Here is a 16246-nt window from a genome sequence, read left to right as displayed (position 1 = left end):
CGCGTCTGGCGGGAGCGCGGAGTGTTCCCAACTCTGGCTCCAAACATCCTGGCTGTCCGGGGGCACGCCGGATAGCACAGGACGAAAAAAGCCCGCTGTCTCTATGAGAACAGCGGGCTTTTTGACGTACCTGAACAGGTCAGGACAATGTTCTGGCGGAGAGAGGGGGATTCGAACCCCCGATAGGCTATGAACCTCTCCATCTGATTGCTTTTTGTAGCAATATAATCAATATCTTACGTGCACTAAGATGTACTATAGATTTTACTCAGTCGCCTCATAACCCATTGTTTTGATTGGGCTGAGGTCAGTTCAATAGTACAGATTTTTGCGCCTTTTCCGCCACATACTCAGATGCCAGTTGTGTCTGCGCAGAGTGAATGGCCGGGTGCCGTTGCGGCATCGGACGGGTGCCGGAGCCGATGGACATGGGCAAGAACAGTGTTTGATCAGTGCTGGGCCCGCGCCGCTTCACGAACCCGATGTCGAGCCCGCCGGCGGTCGGCCGCAACGCCAGGCGCAGCGGCGCCACCGACGCATCTTGGGCCGCGGCGACTGGCCGGAACACGAAGCACAGCGTCTCGCCGGCCTGGGCCGCCAGGTGCAGGCGCCGCAGGCTCTCTTGCCGCACGTGCGTCTGCCACAGCAATAGCGCGCCGCATGCCCCACTGCGCAGCACCTGCTCGGCCGCCCACAAGATGTCGGACGTTGTCTTCGCGCGCAGCCAGAGTGCTTGGTCCGGCGCCACGCCCATCGCAGCCAGCGCCAGAGCTTGAGGTGGGTGCGGCGGCTCGAGCATGACGATCTTGCGCTTTGCAACCTTCCTCAGTGCCGGCGCCAGTAGGCGCATCTCGCCGATGCCCGACTGCTGCGTCAGTAGCTCGGTGAGCGATCCGGTCGGCCAGCCGCCGCCGGGCAGTTGATTCGATAGCGCCGTGTAACCGGTGTCAACGCACTTCGTCGTCGAGCGCCCCAGCTGCGATGCGCGCCAGAGAGCGGGATGAAGAGTCTCAGGGTCGAGCGCCGAGATTTGGCTATTCATAGTTCCGCCTAGAAATACTGTATAAAAACACAGTATAGCAGCGAAAGCTTGCGTTATCTATTTCTCACTATTGATGGGCGCCAACTTGCAGTAAACCCAAGACTGACACCATGCCCTCAACAAATACAGGAGGGCATATGCCACATGTGTACAAAGAAGCCCGGCAGCTCGCCGGTCACGAACTAGTTGGCAGCGGGGATTGCGTAGAGTTGATCAAGGCCTTCGCTCCTGGGCTGAAGGGTGTTACGACACTCGCCTGGCGGCCGGGTGAGCACGTTGTCGACGTAGCGCACAGCCTGCCGGTGGGCACCGCAATCGCGACCTTTGAGGATGGACAGTACCCTCAGCACCGGACCGGGCAGCATGCGGCGTTATTTATCTCGTCGGCCGGCTCCGGCATATGGGTGATGGATCAGTGGAAGAACGACCCCAAAAAGCCGGTCGTCTCGTTGAGGCACATCCGGCGCCAGGGCAAGCATCTTGATGGGAAATGGCGCGACCCAAGCAACAACGCGGAAGCGTTTTCGGTGATTGAGTGATGAGGCGACTTTTTATCCTGGCGGCCACCCTGCCGAGCCTGGCTGCGACTCAGACCATTTCATGCCCGGCGATAATCACCGAAGGCTCGATTCAGGTGCAGCGGGCGCCGGAGGGCTGGCAGGCGAGCGCGTCCACGCCGGTCTGGCTGGATGGCGGCGGCATGCTGAGCGGCGCGCCGGCCGAGATGCGGTACTTGGTACAGGCGTCTTCGAAGAAGGCCAAGGGCGCAACTATCTCTACTTGGAATTTCCAGCCGGGCGAGGAAAAGTGGCTGTACTGCACCTATGGGAAGATGGCTGTTCAACTGTCCCGCCGAATGGATGACAGGGCCACGGTTTGCGAGGTAACCGCGACGACAAGCTCGAAAGGCTCCGTCACGTCAATCACTGCGGCCTGCCGGTGACGAGATGGCAGAGCGCAAAGACACCATCACCGCCAGCCGGGTCGACTTGATTCTCGCCCTTCTGCCGATCATCTCGCTCAAGGAGGCAGTGCAATCGATGGTCGACAGCGGCGTGCCGGCCGACGTCGCCGCCCGGGTGCTCAACAGCCCGGAACAGCGCCGGCCTATGCAGCTTCCAACATTTCTGGAGTGACGGTGTTCCGGCAGACCTGGCCGAACTCGCTGTGGTAGGTGATGGCCGTGCACTGGCGTTCGCTCATCCAGCCGCCGCGCGCGGCGTAAGCGTCCCGGGCGGCCAGCGTCGAGTGCTGGACCACCGACATGCCGGAGTGCTCCTTTTCCTCGAAATGGTGGCGGTGGCCGGTATGCGCGTACCGGCGCGTGGTGCCGCCCCAGACTTTCGGGAACTGGGCGGCGAACAGCAGCGGCAGCTGATCGTTCTTCTTCAGGTGGCCGTGGTGCCAGGCCAGCATGGTCTCGCCGTGCTGGTAGACGTAGTACGGCAGTTCGGAATCGATCACCTCGACCCGCGGCTCGTTCTCGTACAGCGCCTTGAACATCGCGCGCAGCCAGACCGAGCTGGCGAGATCATGATTACCCTCCGCCATCAGCACGACCACCTTCTCATGCCGCTCGAGCGCGAAGCCGATCACCCGGCGCAGGATCCGGATGGCCGACTGAACCACCTTCGGAAACCGACCGTCCTGGTCCAAGATGTGGCCGGACGTCGGCGTCTTCGCCTCCAGGCCGTCGCTGTGCAAGAAATCGCCCAGCTGCGCCACGATGCCCACGCGCGCCGGCGGACTGGCCTTGACCATGTGTTCGAAGCAGCCGGTAAGCGTACGTTCGGCGATCGCCAGGTCCCAGTCGCCATTAGCTGCCAAGTTCTCGCGGTGCCAGCAGAGCGCGCCCACGTGGCTGTCCGTCAGGGTGTAGACGCTGGCCAACTTGTCGAGCGTCGCACGCGGCGCCTTTGTCGGCCGGGCGCGTGGTAACTCTTCGGCCATCGCCGCGGCGGCGGCGCGCATGAACTCTTCCATCTGCGCCGCGTCCGCCCGGGTCTTCACCCATTGCAGGACCGGCTGGCCGTCTTTGTACAGCGTCGAGGTGCCTTTCAGCATCTGGCCCGGCGCCACCGGGTGCTGCAGGTCGAACTCGGGTGCATAGCCGCGCGCGGCCGCGGCATTCCTCAGGCGCAGCATGGATTCCTGGACCGCGTTCTTGGCAACGCCCAGCTCGCGCGCCGCGGCGCGCATGCTGCCCAGGCGATTGATGACCTCGATGTACTCCGCCTGGCGTGGAGTGGGGTCGAACTCGAGGAGCCTCGGGTCAATGATGGTCTTGCTCATGCATTTCCTTTACTTGGGCCAGGCCTGAACGGTCTTGGCGTGGCGCGCAGCGCAGTCGGCGTACTGGCGCACTAGGTTCATTGCCCAGACCTGCCACACGTCGTAGTCGGGCGATTCGGGTTTCGGGACTTCCGGGCACGGCGCCGCCAGCGCGCTATCGAGCGGTGGCGGCCTGGTTGGCGGCGTCGATGGCGGCGTCGAGGTTGCGCACCCGGACATCGTCAGGGCGGCAATCCACAGGAAGGCGAGGCGCATTGCGCAGCTCCTTGGTGAGCGCCGCAATCTTGGGCGCGAGGGTGGACTGGATGCCGGCGTACTCGGTGGCGGCCTGATGGATCGCTGCGGCGTCGGCCTGCAGAGTGCTGACGGTGGCGGCGGCCTGGGTAGCCTGTTCCTGGGCGTGCTTGGCCTGCAGCTTCGCCACGCCCGCGCCGAGTCGCCAGCCGTTGACAGCCCAGCCGGCGCCGAAGCACAGGACAGCAGCGGCCGCGCCGACGACGGCCGCCAGCTGTAGCTTGTACGGCGCCAGGGCGGCGGCGATCACCGCAGCCCCTTGAGGCACAGTTCGCGCTCACGCTGGCGGCGCTTCGTCAGACCAGCCACCTCGCGGCCGCCGACCTTGTTCCACAGCAGCAGTGCGTCGCAGGCGCCGGCCATGTCGCCGGCGTTGGTCCGGCGTGCCATGCTCGAGCCGCAGAAGGCTGGCACGCCGATGTTGAAGGCCGCGTCGACGAACGCCACCTTCTGGCCATCCGTCAGGCGATCCATGGGCACACACTTGGCGATGCCGGCGGCGTGCCGATCCAGGTCGCGGTCGAGCTGGGCGTCACACTCGGCCGGCGTGTAGATCTTGCCGTCCTGGGCGTTCTCGGTGGCGCCATCGCAGTAGGTCAGTACGCCGCCGATGTCGCGGTAGGTCTTGAGCGCCCTGCCCTCTTGCACCGGCGTGAATGCCAGCAGCGCAGCCGCGGCGCAGGAGCCGACCGCGGCGATTAGGCCGCGGCGCGCCGGCTTCTTCGATTGCTCAGCCATTGGTCACCGCCTTTGCTTTTGCGGCTGCGTGCGCGCGCTGCGCCGAGCGAACCAGGTTGAACACGACGACGGCGACGCCGACGGCCTTGTAGACGTTCGGCGGCAGGTACTGGGCCAGCGCAGGCAGGTTGTCGCTGATCGCGTCGATGATCTGGTCGGCGAACGGGAACGCGGCCAGCAACATGGCGTTGAACCAGACGCCGGCCGACTGCAGCCAGGATTTGAGCCGGGCCATCATTTCGTCACCGTCACCTTGAAGGCCTGCCAGAAGGCCAGGACCAGCCAGCCGATCGCGGCCAGCGCGCCGGCGCCGACCATCTTCGTCAGCGCCTCGCGCACCAGCTTGTTGCGCAGTTCGCGCCATTCGATAACTGACTCGTGGTACCGGCGATGGCCCTCGACGTCGTCGGCAGGAAAGCCAGACAGCAGCCGGGTAATCGCCGCCTCGGATTGCGAGGTCTTGACGTTCAGGGCGTCGATGTTGGCCATCAGCTCGAGCTGGCCGTCGCGCAGCTCGCACAGGACCTGGACCAGCGCCGGGCCGCCGAGGCGCGCCGCTTCTTGTTGCCATTGTGGGTTCATTGGGGCCTTTTCAGTAGGCGTAAAAAAACCCGCCGAAGCGGGTTGGATGGTGGTGCGGTTGCAAGGAGCATCAGCGGTATTCCGGCGGGAGCTGGGAGCGCGCACGCTCAGCCTCATACGAGGCGCGGCAGTGGTCTGCTTGCCAGAAAAAAAGCCCATCGATGATGGGCCTTAGGGTGTTATACGGCCGGACTGCTCGAAGCCGATAAGCCCTCGCGGAAATCGTTTCATCACAGTACCCGCCCAGGATCGCGTTTACCAGCTGGTCGAAAGCAACTGCTACTTCACGCAGTCGGCTCATGGGTTTTCCTTTCAATGCTGGAAGTGACCTGGGCTACCAGGCAATCGCCGCCACTTCGGCGGCATCAGTCGCGTTTCCCAGTGCCACCTTCAGCGCCTCGGATCGATCAAAGTTGGCTGTGCCCTGCGCCGTCATGGCGCGGTACATCGCCTTGAATGCTTCCACGTCAGGCAGAGGGATATAGTCGTTGTCGGCCGTCTTCCATGCCATCGGAAAGCCGTCCGGGAATTTTCCGAACAGCCCGATATGGTTCGCCACGGCGTCGATGTCCGACCTGGACAGCGCGTCGCAATCGATCAGCTTATCGCCGAAGGGGAATGTCGACTGGTTTGCCGCCGAGCGCCACTGGTTTATCTGAGCGTTTTTCCGCCCCTTGAGCTCATCGAGCGGCGCCATCTCCACCCAAACCGGAGCTTCCTGGAATCTCAGCACCGACGTTGACGTGGGCGCCGCACTGAACGCGATGCGCTCTTGCCAGGGGATGAACTCGTGTTCGCTGGTTTCGTCCGGGGGCTGCGCCGCCGGCCCAGCATCCAGCGCGTCGGGCTGGCCGCATGCCCCGATAATGACGCCATCCGATTTTCTCTTGATGAGGAATTGAGTCATGAGAAGGAGACCGTGGTGTCTACGTTGATTGTTTTGACGATGTTGCCGCCAACGTCAGAGACGATGCAGGTCAGCGTGAAAATCTGGTCCCACACCAGGTTATTGCCGGTGACAGTGAGAACAACTTGCTGCGCGTTGGTCGCACTCAGCCAGCAGTTGACGCCGGCAGTGTTGGAGACCGACCAGCTATAGGTGTAATTTCCAGAGCCATTGACTGGCAGCGCCTTGTACGTTCCTGCATACGACGATCCACTGGTGGACTTCGATACGGTGTATGAGTAAGCGCCAGTGGTGTCGACCAGCGTCGCGCTGAAGCTGCTTGCCACCCCCACGTTGACGAGCTGAATCTGCTGAGACGCTGACGGATCAAAAAGGATCTTCGCGCCGCCCGGCGCGACCATGCTCATCTTCGGCACGCCGTTGACCATACCCTGCCAGATGCCGGCATCGCTGTTGTAGCCAGTTGCCTGGGTCGCCAGCGAAACCCCAACTCGCACCGCGCCGAAGGTACCGGTTGAGCCGCTGAGGTCGCCAGCGACGGCAATCGCGCCGGTGGCGCCGTTGACCGTGATCGTTGGCGCGCCAGCGGAGTTGTATGCCACAAGGCCGTAAGATGTGAAGCCCAGGCCATAGCCGCTAACCCGCTGCCCGCTGCCGTCCGTAACCAGCGACCCAACCGTCAGCGCGGCGCCACCCGACATTAAGTTCTGCGCATTTGAGCGAAGGCGCTGCGCAAGACCGAGGGTCGGGTCGTTGACCGCGGCAAGCGCCGCCACCCCGGCGGAAACGTCGGACATCGGCGCAAACCGGATATTCGTCATCGTCGCGCCGGGCGTCGAGAACGAACTGTCGAAGTACAGCACGGCGGCGGTGGAAAGAGCGACGTCCCGCATCTGCAGGCCATTTCGCGTGCAGCGCAATCTCGACCCGTTATAGGTGATCTCCAGCACATCGCCGTCACTCATTGAGCCGAGCGAGGCGACGAGGCTTCCGCTCTCCCAGTATTCAACGGTGCCGCCACCTGGGATGTGCAGCGCGTAGTCGAGCGACGTGTAGCTGCCGTCGGCCGCCGGATCGCTGTTCAGGCCGAAGAACATGTCGTAGCCAGTGGCCTTGGGGATAGTCACCTTCGCCGTGACTCCGCCGGCGTACCCTTCCTTGCTGTAGACGTCCGAGTTCCAGCCTGCAGCGCTGCCGAGCGCCTTCGTCGCCGTGTTGCCGAGCACGGTGCATGCGCCGCGCGCGATCAAGTTCATATCGGCCGCTGCGGTGGCGGCATTTTGAGCGGCAGTGATAGATGGCACTAGAGCGCTATTCAGCGTGCCCGGCGCTGCATAGGCCGGATCAAGTGCTGAGCCGGCGGCCAGGATGACGCCGCCCTGCGTATCCTTGATGCTGAGCCCGCGCGTATCGATCTTGTCGGCCGCCACGGTGTTCTTCACCAGCAAGCTACCGTTGATGACCTGCGCCACCGGGATCCAGGCGCTGCCGTTCCAGTAACGGGTGCTGGCAAATCCCGCGGCCTGGTTGTAGAGCGTCACGACGTCGAGCATCTGCGGCACGCCGTAGCCAGTCTGCGCAATCGCGGCGGTTGCCTCGCTGTCCGACCACACGCTGCCGGCGGTGCCGGCCGAGATGTCGACGGTGCCGCGCTGGCCCGGCTGGCCCGGGTTACCGGGGACGCCTTGCCCGCCCTTGAATCTCGACCAGGTGTAGTCGGCCTTGTTGGTCGATTCCGTGGCGGTCACCTTGTTCACGGCGATGCCAATGTACACGGTCGAATCGGTCGGGACGTCATACAGACCAGTACCGTCCGGCACGTCGGCATACTTGATCCACGTGTAGTAGGTCGTCCCGTCCTTTCCCGGCTGGCCCGGCACGCCCTGCCCGCCCTGATTCAGGGACCACGTGTAGTCCGCTGGGTTCTCGCTCTCGACCGGGGTGGTCTTGTTGTACGCGAAGCCGATGTACGCCTTGTTTGTCGGATCGTCGCTCAGGCCAGCGCCAGCGGCGGAATCCCCATACTTGATCCAGGTGTACAGCGCCGGCCCGGGCACGCCCTGATCGCCTTTGAACCGCGACCACACATAGTCGGCTGGATTGTTCGACTCGGTTGCCGTGGTCTTGTTGACCGAAATGCCGATGTAGAGTGTGTTCGCGGTCGGCAGATCATACATACCGTCGCCGTTCGCGTAGTCCGCGTATTTGATCCAGGTGTAGAGTTGCGCGCCGTCTTCTCCCGGCGGCCCGGGCTGCCCATCCGTGCCTTTGATCAGGGACCAGGTGTAATCGGAGGCGATGGTCGACTCGATCGGCGACGGCTTGTTGTACGCCAGGCCGATGTAGGCTTTCCCGGTTGGGTCGTCGCTCAGGCCGGCGCCGGCCGCCGAGTCCGCATACTTGATCCAGGTGTAGGTAGTCGAGCCATCCACGCCGTCCTGCACTTTCGTGATCGTGCACGGCTTGGTGTATGTGCGGCCGTTGACGGTCGCACTCGCGATAACGGTGACGCTCGATCCGGTCATCGCGGCGCCTACGACGGTGACCGACTTCGCGGTAGGGCTGCTCAGTGGCGCACCTGTGGCGTTGAACGTCAGCGGCGCATCCAGATCGATCAGCGTTGCCGTGAAGGTGATCGACTCCGGCGTGATCGAGCCGTCGGCATTTGCCTTAAACAGCGGCGCCGACGGCAGCAGCTGGATGTCGGCGGTCGGTAGGTTGACCGTGCGCGCCGCCGCAGCCTGCAGCGTCGTGTCGATGAAATTGACTACAGTAGCCATGAGGCTCCTTCAGATTGACCGGACAGTGACTTTTGATCCATAGCGCTCGGCGGCCTGCAGCGCCACCTCAGAATCGCCCATACGCTTCCCGAGGACGGTATGCGCACGCTCCGCATCGAGATCAGGGTCGCCGGTGCGCACGCTCACAAAGATCGGGTATGCCCGGCTGGCGCGCAGGATGCTGGCGAGCCGCGCGCGATCCGCCTGGGTCAGCGCACTCATCTCGATCGAGACCTCTTTACTTATCGTCGAGGCACGGCTCAGCAGGTCCCCGGCAGCGGTGCTATAGTGCGCCGTCGCATCCACATCCGTCGCCGAGACGGACGTCAATCCATACGGCGGCGACCAATACCGGCCGATCACCAGCTTGGACGCTTCGATGTACCCTTGCGCGTTGCCGGTGTCGACTAGGTCGATGGCGAAGGCGCGGAACTGCGTCTCGGGGAACCATGTGCGCGCGAAGGTGCCGCCGCCGTAGGCATAAGCGCTTGCCGATTGCGCAGCCGTCCAGCCCTCCAACTGGATCGCCGGCGCCGGGCACGCTAGCGCGACGCCGGTGTCGCAGTCGTAGCTCTGCCAGGTATCGATGTAGCCTGCCGGTCGCACGCCCTGCGTCGCCCCGCTGGGGAAATACGAGGATAGCGAACCGCTTTCGACCTGCGCGCCGAAGATGTGCACCACGTCGCCGGCGCTCGCCGAGTCCGGGGCATCGACGCGGACTCGGTAGCTGCCGCCGGTGGCGACGGTGCAGGTGGCAGCGTAGCGCACCCATCCGGCGCCCAGCGGCCGGGCATCCACCGCCGAGGCGAAGCCGCCCAGCCCACCGATGTTCCAGAACCAGACGTTCGGTGCCTTGCCGACGCTGCCACCGACGCCCTTCAAGAAAATCGAGAAGGTGTAGGTCCCGGGCGACAGGGTCAGCGTCTTGTCGAAATACGGATCTGAGCCAGTCGCCGCGATGGCGAACGCGTTGTTCGAACCATCCGGCGCCGAGACGCCGCCCGACAGGTTCAGGCCGACCTTTTCCCAGCTGCCGTCGCCGAAGGCCTCGCTGTAGGTGATCAGGTTGGTCTTGCTCACCTCGTTCGACAAGCGGACGCGCATCGTGGTCGCTGGCGAGAAGTTGCCGAGCAGCGCAACTCCAGACGCCAGTTCGGGCGCCGGCAGCGCGCCGCCGATCCGGGCCGCCGTGCTGGTGGCGCGCCAGACGTCACTCTTCTTGTCCGACACCAAGTTAGCGGCGACGAGCAGGCCGTCGGTGCTGCTGGCGATCAGTCCGGGCGTGACGCGGCGCGCCGCGTTGCTGGCGATGATCCTCAGATTTCCCATGGGTTCCTTAAATCGTGACTTCTGCCGTGACGGCGTAGGTGCCGAAATTCGTCGTCAGGCTGGTGACCAGGCCGGGCTTACCAGCGTCCAGGCCAAAGCGGTCGCTAAACAGGTTGCGCGCCTCGCCTAGCTCGACCAGCATGCCGGCCGGCGTCAGTTCGACGCGGTATGTTGCGCGCGGCACTTTGACGATCGCCAGGCGACGCTCGGCTTCTGCCCTTGCGTCGGCCGGCGTCAGCAGGCATGTGTCGATCGGAGCAGGGTCGGTGTACTGGCTGTATGTCGCCTGCGTCGCCGCGTCGACCGCGGTATAGGTCTGCCACTCGGTCGCGAACATCTGCTTGTGCTCGGCCGGCAGCGAGGTCTGAAGATTCGGCTGGGCCGTGTAGTTGCGGCAAAACCGGATCTGCACCGCGGCCGCCGGCGTCGTCCGCGCTACCGGCACCAGCGAGTCTTGGACCTGCATCGAGCGCGGAATGCTCAGCGTTGCCGACGTCGGGATCGCATACTGGATCAGACGCAGCTTGCCGAGCATCGAGGGGATCACCTGGGCGCCCTTGCTCGACGCCAGCTGCGCCGCCGCGGTCAGAACGTTGGTCCGGTCGAGGATAGCCAAGCCGACCGGCTGCTGGTTCGCGGCATCGAACAGGGCCAGGTTTGCCGCGTCGAGGTCGCTCGCCACCATCCGGGTCGATTCCTTGCCGTACTGCGTGGCGAGGAGCTGGACCAGCTGGGCAATGCGGTTGCGGTATATGCCGCCGGCCTTATCGCCCTGGACGCTGCAGGTCACGGCACCCGGGCCAACCGCGGTGTTGAAGGCGAACCGGCTGTTGGTCGGATCGTCCGTCACGTCCGGCGAGCGCTTCTTGCCATCGGTGCGCGGCTCGATCAGGCCCTCTGCCGGGCCGCAGTGGTAGTAATACCGCCCGGTCACCGAGTCGTATTTTGGCGTCATGTTGGGCACTTCGCCGAGCGCGACCGGATACAGGGTGCCGTCCGCGAACTTCGCTTCCGATACCGGGGTATTCAGCCGCTGCAGCGCGTCCCGGAACTTCAGGACGAGCGTCGTGCGGTCGGTGCCGTAGGCGATGTCCGCCAGGTTGCCGACGAAGGACAGGCGGAAATCCCCCTCATCCCACCGGACATCGCCGACGTAGACCTCGACCCGCTGGTTTGCCCACACATCGGTGAACCAGGAATCGAGCTCCCCGCCGACGTTCCAGACTTCGACGTCGCCAGCCGACAGCTTGGCATCGCCATCGATCGAGATTGACCTGCTGATCTCGAGGTCCTTGGCGATCACGGCGGAATACGGCGCCGCGGCCGACCCGGTGAAAGGTCGGTTCGACAGCCGGCGCGTCACCTGCGCCCCGCCACTCAGGCAGCCGACGCGGTAAAGAGTCACGCGCTGCGCGGTCGAGTCTTCGAGCCACGCAGCGTATTGCGCATCAGAGATTGTCATTCCAAGGTAACTTTCTGATTGCTGGCAATGACCCGCGCAAGCAGGCTCATCCCAGAAACGATGGTTTGTGCGTTCTGCTGCTGCGCCTCAGCGTTGGAGGCGATGGTCTCGCCGGTCTGCACCTGCTGGTCCTTCCGCAGGCCGGCAACCTCCTGCTGTTGCTTGTCGCTGTTTTCCTTAAGCAACTTCACAGCGCTAGACAGGATCGACAGTGCATTGCTCAGCACGAAACCCGACTGGATCGGCGCAGGACTGGTGTTCTGCGCGATCGTGTCGAGGATCTTGTTGGCTGCAGTCAGCGTGTTGTTCATGCCCTGCAGGGCCAGCGTCTGCGAGTTCATCGAATTCAGCTGGGCCTGCGCCGCGTCGATTTGACCCGTCGCCCACGAAGCTGCCGCCGCCGCATCCTGCCGGCCTTGCGAGAAGTCGGCTTGATACTGCGTGTCGCCGGCATTGAGCTTTTGCGAGGCCGTCAGCCATGCAGTCAGGGCATCCGAAAACTTGCCCTGCGCCGTAGTGTCGCCACCCATCGCCGCCGCACGGATCTTCTCGTACTGGCTTTTCAGCTCAGCCTCTTGCGCCTCAGGCGTGAGCACCGACAGGCTGCCCACCGACAGACTGTCGGACAGCGATAGGACCGAATCGCGGAAGGTCTTCAGGCTGCCCGAGGTGTCCGCCAACTTCTGCGCCGTCTGGACCATATCGAACAGCGGCCGGTTGGCCTCGGCAAGTGCATCCCGCTGCTTCTTCAGCAACTGGGTCGAGGTCATCGTCAGCTGGTCGAGCTGGTCCTGCAGGCTCGCCCGCTCCGACGCGATGTCCGACTCGGTCCGAGTCAGAACCTCAGTGGCGGCGTGCACCTGGGCGAAGGCATCCGCCAGCTGCATCATCGACGTGAACTGCTTTGCCCCGGCTTCGGTCGTAAGGTCCAGCGAAGCGACCACCCGCTTGAACTCGTCGCGCGTGGTGACCGATGCCAGGCCCAGGCTCGACATCGCCTCGTCCACCGCCTTCTTTACCGGCGCCAGCTTTTCCTGTTCGGTCAGGTAGTTCTGCGCGTAGCTCGATGCCCACGACGTCAGGTTCGACGCACTGCCGGCCAGATCGATCAGGCGCTCGCGCGCTGCTACTGACGCGAGGCCGGCCGACCCGAATGCTTCCACCGCGGTCTTGCCCAGCAACTGGGCCATCTGCGTGGTCGCGGTGAAGTCGCCCGCCAGGCGCTCGAGCGTGCTGGATGCGGTCTCGCCCGACTTCGTGAACTGGGCAATGTTCGGCACCAACCGCGTAGCCAGCTCGTCACCGACGCTGCTCAGCAGCTTGGTAACGCCGTCCTCGATCTTCCCGTCTTTGCCCAGGTCGATGTTGAAGGACTTGGTGTAGCTAGCAATCGAGCTGGCGTCGGCGCCCAGGCTCGTGGCGAAGCTCGAAGACACTGCCTTGATCTGATCGAGCCCGTTGCTGATTGCAGCAAGCGCGTCGGTCGACAGCGACTTGCTGTCGGTGCCGTTCTTGTCCGATCGGAACCAGCCACCGTCCTCGTGCCACTTCGCATAGCTGGACGCCGTCAGGCCATTGGCAGTGATGCTGCCGCTGAGCCCTGTAGTCTGGGTTTCCTTCGGACCCATGCCGAAAGCGCGGTTGATGAGCCCTGACACGCCGCCCACGATAGCGCCGGCGATCGGGCTGAAATACGAAGCGACCGCCGTGGCAATTTGCTCCGTCTTCATGAGTCCCGACCCGGTCTGGTACTTTCCGGAAATGGCACTATTCAGCGTGGAGCCCGCCATGTAGCCAGCCGCCATCGTTCCGATCTGCCCCGCCGCACTGGCGAGCGGCGTTAGCGCCTGGCCCGACGCTGTAGCCAAACCAGAAGACCCCAGCGGCGCATAGCCCATTGACGTCATCGCGGTTTGCACGCCGCCGGCAATCGAATCACCGATCGAAGCGAAGCCACCGCTGATGGCCTTGTAGGCGGCCGATGCCGCATTGGCGGCGCCGATCAGCGGATTGGAGCTGATCGAGCCCGCAGCAGAACCGACCCCATCGCCAAGACCGGGAATGGACGCGCCGGAAGAAGTAAAGGCGGCCCGGATGTCCAGGTAGATCGGCTTCAAAGCCATCTGCCACAGCCACTCATACAGACCATTCTTCAGGGCCTGCTTCGCCCGGTCGGCGGCCGACTTCGCCCCGTTCTCGATGCTCAGGAACGTGTCGTGCGCAGCAGCTTCAATGCCATCCCAGGTTTTCTTTTGCTCGTCCAAAAATGGCTTTGCCGACTGGTTGGCATACCACTCGTCGAAATTCATCTGCAGCTGCTTTTGCGCCAGCGTGCCGTCGCCGGCATTCTTAATGCGCTCCTGCCAAACCTCGGAATCGATCGCCAGTTCGGCCGCGGCGCGCGCCTTGACGTCAGCGATGTACTGCAGGTTGAATTTCTTGTTTTGGTCGTCCAGTTGGGCAGCGTATTGCAGCGCCTTCGTCTGACCTAAGGCGCTTTGCTCGAGCGCTACTCGGGCGTCCTTCGCGGCTCGAAACTGTGCCTCTTGCTCCTGGGTCATGCCCTTGAGCCGCTGCACAGCGAGTTCCTTTTCCAGGTCGGCCTCTGCCTTAATCGCAATCATTGCCAACTGGCGTGCGTCGGCGGTCTTGCCATACATCTCATACTCAATGGCGAGTGCGGCAGTTTGCTGCGCACGGGCGATCGTACTTTCAGTGACGTATTTCGCAACCTCCCGACCAACCTGGTTGGCTTTCAACTCCTTCTCCGAAACGGCCAATTCGTCGAGCTTCGCCTGCACGACTCGCTTGTGCGCATCGGACAGCTTCAGCTTGCCGGCGGCGATCTCCTGGTCGACTTTGATCTGCAGCTTTTGGGACTCGGTGGCATCCTGGCTGACCTTGATCTCAAGCTTGTTCTCTTCGATCTTGGCCTGGATGGCAGCAGTCACGCTGGCGTAAGCGGACTCCTCTTTCTTTGCCGCAGCCTCAGCGGCTTTCGCCGCCGGATCGTTACCGGTCTGGTAGATCAGGTCCTTCGTTTCAGCCGCCGGCTTTACAGCCTCCTTCCCACGCGCAGCGACGCGCGCCAAGAACGCCTTCTCGAACTCCGGCAGCGGTTTGGACAGCAAGTCGCTCAGCGTGTTGTTGGCATCCTCAACAACCTTGTTTCGATCAGAGAACGCTTTCTTGATGTCCGCAAGCGGTGCGCCTCCGGTAGCCAGCTTGTAGCCGACCTTGAAGGGATTCGAATTCTCTTGAACAGTCGACATCAAGTTGATGTCAGCTCTGACCGCCTTCAGGCTGTTCCAGACGATTGAAATGCTGCGGCCAAGGATGGCTGCTGCGTCAGCTGCTTGCGCGATTGCCTGCGCAATTTCGTCGGCCCACTTTTTCGTGTCCGGTTTGCCAAGATCCTTCTGTCCGTTGTAGACGTCCAAAAATGCGCCGGCCAGATCACCGAGCGCCGGCAACGCGTCGATGGTAACGGTCGTGAATAGTTCCTTGAGCCGGAGTTTCATCCACCCCATCTGATCCTGGAATGCGGCGCCGGCCGATGCGGCATCCGCCGAGACGGCCCCTACCTTGTCGTAGTTTTCGGCGAGGTCGTTCAGGAACGGCAGCATGTCGGCGCCAGACTTCCCAACTAGGTCGGTGATGAGTGCGACCTTGGCGGCGCCGTCGCTGTAGCCCTGCAGCTTCTTCGCGACGTCAACCAGCACTTCGACAGGATCGCGCAACTTGCCGGATGCATCTTTCGAAGACAAGCCCAGTGCGCCGAGCGCCTTCTGCGTCTTATTCGATTCATCGTCAACGGTGGCCATGCCCTTGGCGAGCTTATTGAGCGCACTGCTCACCCCATCCATACCATTGCCGAAAACGGCGTCCACTTTCTGGATCTTGGAAAGGCTCTCGACGCTCGCGCCGGTTTTCTGGGCCATATCGTCTAGCTGGCCGAGATCGTCAAGCGATTTATTGATCATTACAGCAAGGCTAGCCACCGTGGCGGCTGCCGTAGCAGCTACAGCAAGCAGCCCAGCCTTTGCTTTACCGGCCAGATCACTAAGCTTACCGAAAGCTCCCTCGCCAGCAGTCTCAGCTTCACGCAACCTTGCGATCATCGGGCCGGCAGCGTCGGTCACACCCAATTGGGCTGCGCGCAGCTCGGCAAGCTGGGAAGCACTCTTTCCAATCCCCTCGGTTCGAGACCTTAGGTCAGCGAGAAATTTAGTCGACTCGTCGAGCTGGCGAGTAGCATCAGCGGCCTCAGATGCCTTCCGCTTCGCCTCATCCAGCTGAGTTAGCAGCGGCCTGAGAGCATCGACGTTCACGCCGCGCACCTGAGCCAAGGCGGCGTAGTTCTCGGCCGTGCCCTTGGCGCCGGCGGCCAACGCGGTTTGCGCCTGGATAGCACGCTGAATCGAGTCGGCCATGCTCTTGGTAGCGCGGTCGACGCGCGTTGCGGCTGCGCCAGCGCTGTCGCCCATCCCATTCAAACCCGAGCCTCGGCCAATATCCTCGATTACCTTGCTGGTGGTCTTGGCAGTTGCGCCCAGGCTGTCGAGATTTTTTCCGGTCTTTTCGGCTGCCTCGTCAACCGGTCGGAAGTCGACCCCTTTACCGGCCTCCTCGATGACTTTGGCAGTTGTCTTCGCGGTTGCGCCGAGGTTTTCGAGATTCTTACCAGTCTTGGCAACTGCATCGTCGACAGGGCGCAAGCCGGCCTCTACGCCAGTAGCATCTGCGACCACCTTGATTGTTGCTGTGTTGACGATATCGGACATGGCGCACCTATGAAAAAGCCGCGCTGTGGCGGCTTT

14 protein-coding genes are annotated in these 16246 nt (G+C 63.2%); 3 read left to right on the top strand and 11 right to left on the bottom strand.

Annotated features, from left to right (window positions below; genetic code table 11):
• Nucleotides 1–307: 307 nt before the first annotated feature.
• Nucleotides 308–1042, bottom strand: a complete 735-nt coding sequence (gene imuA, locus FBX97_RS00915; protein ID WP_141828387.1) for a translesion DNA synthesis-associated protein ImuA — start codon at nt 1040–1042, stop codon at nt 308–310.
• A gap of 137 nt (nt 1043–1179) precedes the next feature.
• Here imuA and FBX97_RS00910 point away from each other — a divergent pair, with 137 nt between their 5' ends.
• From FBX97_RS00910 to FBX97_RS00900, 3 genes are read left to right on the top strand one after another with little or no spacing between them, the layout of a single operon-like run.
• A complete protein-coding gene (locus tag FBX97_RS00910) occupies nt 1180–1581 on the top strand; it encodes a BPSL0067 family protein (RefSeq protein ID WP_185748426.1) in 402 nt (133 codons plus the stop codon).
• Nucleotides 1581–1985 carry an STY0301 family protein gene (locus FBX97_RS00905; protein WP_141828385.1) on the top strand — a complete coding sequence of 135 codons (405 nt, stop codon included), beginning with the start codon at nt 1581–1583 and terminating at the stop codon, nt 1983–1985. Before FBX97_RS00910 ends, FBX97_RS00905 begins: the two co-directional genes overlap by 1 nt.
• Before the next feature lie 4 nt (nt 1986–1989).
• A complete protein-coding gene (locus tag FBX97_RS00900; protein WP_141828384.1) occupies nt 1990–2178 on the top strand; it encodes a hypothetical protein in 189 nt (62 codons plus the stop codon).
• Here FBX97_RS00900 and FBX97_RS00895 read toward each other — a convergent pair.
• From FBX97_RS00895 to FBX97_RS00845, 10 genes are all read right to left on the bottom strand, one after another.
• Nucleotides 2150–3334 carry a winged helix-turn-helix domain-containing protein gene (locus FBX97_RS00895; RefSeq protein ID WP_141828383.1) on the bottom strand — a complete coding sequence of 395 codons (1185 nt, stop codon included), beginning with the start codon at nt 3332–3334 and terminating at the stop codon, nt 2150–2152. The genes FBX97_RS00900 and FBX97_RS00895 overlap by 29 nt on opposite strands.
• A gap of 154 nt (nt 3335–3488) precedes the next feature.
• Entirely contained in the window at nt 3489–3896 is a 408-nt protein-coding gene (locus FBX97_RS00890; protein ID WP_141828382.1) for a hypothetical protein, read from the bottom strand.
• A complete protein-coding gene (locus tag FBX97_RS00885; protein WP_141828381.1) occupies nt 3875–4366 on the bottom strand; it encodes a lysozyme in 492 nt (163 codons plus the stop codon). Before FBX97_RS00885 ends, FBX97_RS00890 begins: the two co-directional genes overlap by 22 nt.
• Nucleotides 4359–4604, bottom strand: coding sequence for a hypothetical protein (locus FBX97_RS00880; RefSeq protein ID WP_141828380.1), 246 nt, complete (start codon nt 4602–4604; stop codon nt 4359–4361). Before FBX97_RS00880 ends, FBX97_RS00885 begins: the two co-directional genes overlap by 8 nt.
• Nucleotides 4601–4948 (bottom strand): hypothetical protein, encoded by a 348-nt coding sequence (locus tag FBX97_RS00875; protein WP_141828379.1) that lies wholly within the window; start codon nt 4946–4948, stop codon nt 4601–4603. Before FBX97_RS00875 ends, FBX97_RS00880 begins: the two co-directional genes overlap by 4 nt.
• 334 nt (nt 4949–5282) lie before the next feature.
• Nucleotides 5283–5855 (bottom strand): DUF4376 domain-containing protein, encoded by a 573-nt coding sequence (locus FBX97_RS00865; RefSeq protein ID WP_141828377.1) that lies wholly within the window; start codon nt 5853–5855, stop codon nt 5283–5285.
• Nucleotides 5852–8635, bottom strand: a complete 2784-nt coding sequence (locus tag FBX97_RS00860; RefSeq protein WP_141828376.1) for a hypothetical protein — start codon at nt 8633–8635, stop codon at nt 5852–5854. Before FBX97_RS00860 ends, FBX97_RS00865 begins: the two co-directional genes overlap by 4 nt.
• Before the next feature lie 9 nt (nt 8636–8644).
• Nucleotides 8645–9964, bottom strand: a complete 1320-nt coding sequence (locus FBX97_RS00855; RefSeq protein WP_141828375.1) for a hypothetical protein — start codon at nt 9962–9964, stop codon at nt 8645–8647.
• A 7-nt stretch (nt 9965–9971) separates the two neighbouring features.
• Nucleotides 9972–11426 (bottom strand): hypothetical protein, encoded by a 1455-nt coding sequence (locus FBX97_RS00850; RefSeq protein WP_141828374.1) that lies wholly within the window; start codon nt 11424–11426, stop codon nt 9972–9974.
• Nucleotides 11423–16210 (bottom strand): hypothetical protein, encoded by a 4788-nt coding sequence (locus FBX97_RS00845; protein ID WP_141828373.1) that lies wholly within the window; start codon nt 16208–16210, stop codon nt 11423–11425. The genes FBX97_RS00850 and FBX97_RS00845 overlap by 4 nt, the downstream gene beginning before the upstream one ends.
• Nucleotides 16211–16246 lie beyond the last annotated feature (36 nt).

Source organism: Herbaspirillum sp. SJZ107, from assembly GCF_006715485.1.
Classification (GTDB): domain Bacteria; phylum Pseudomonadota; class Gammaproteobacteria; order Burkholderiales; family Burkholderiaceae_D; genus Telluria.
This window is presented reverse-complemented; position numbering and strand designations above follow the sequence as displayed.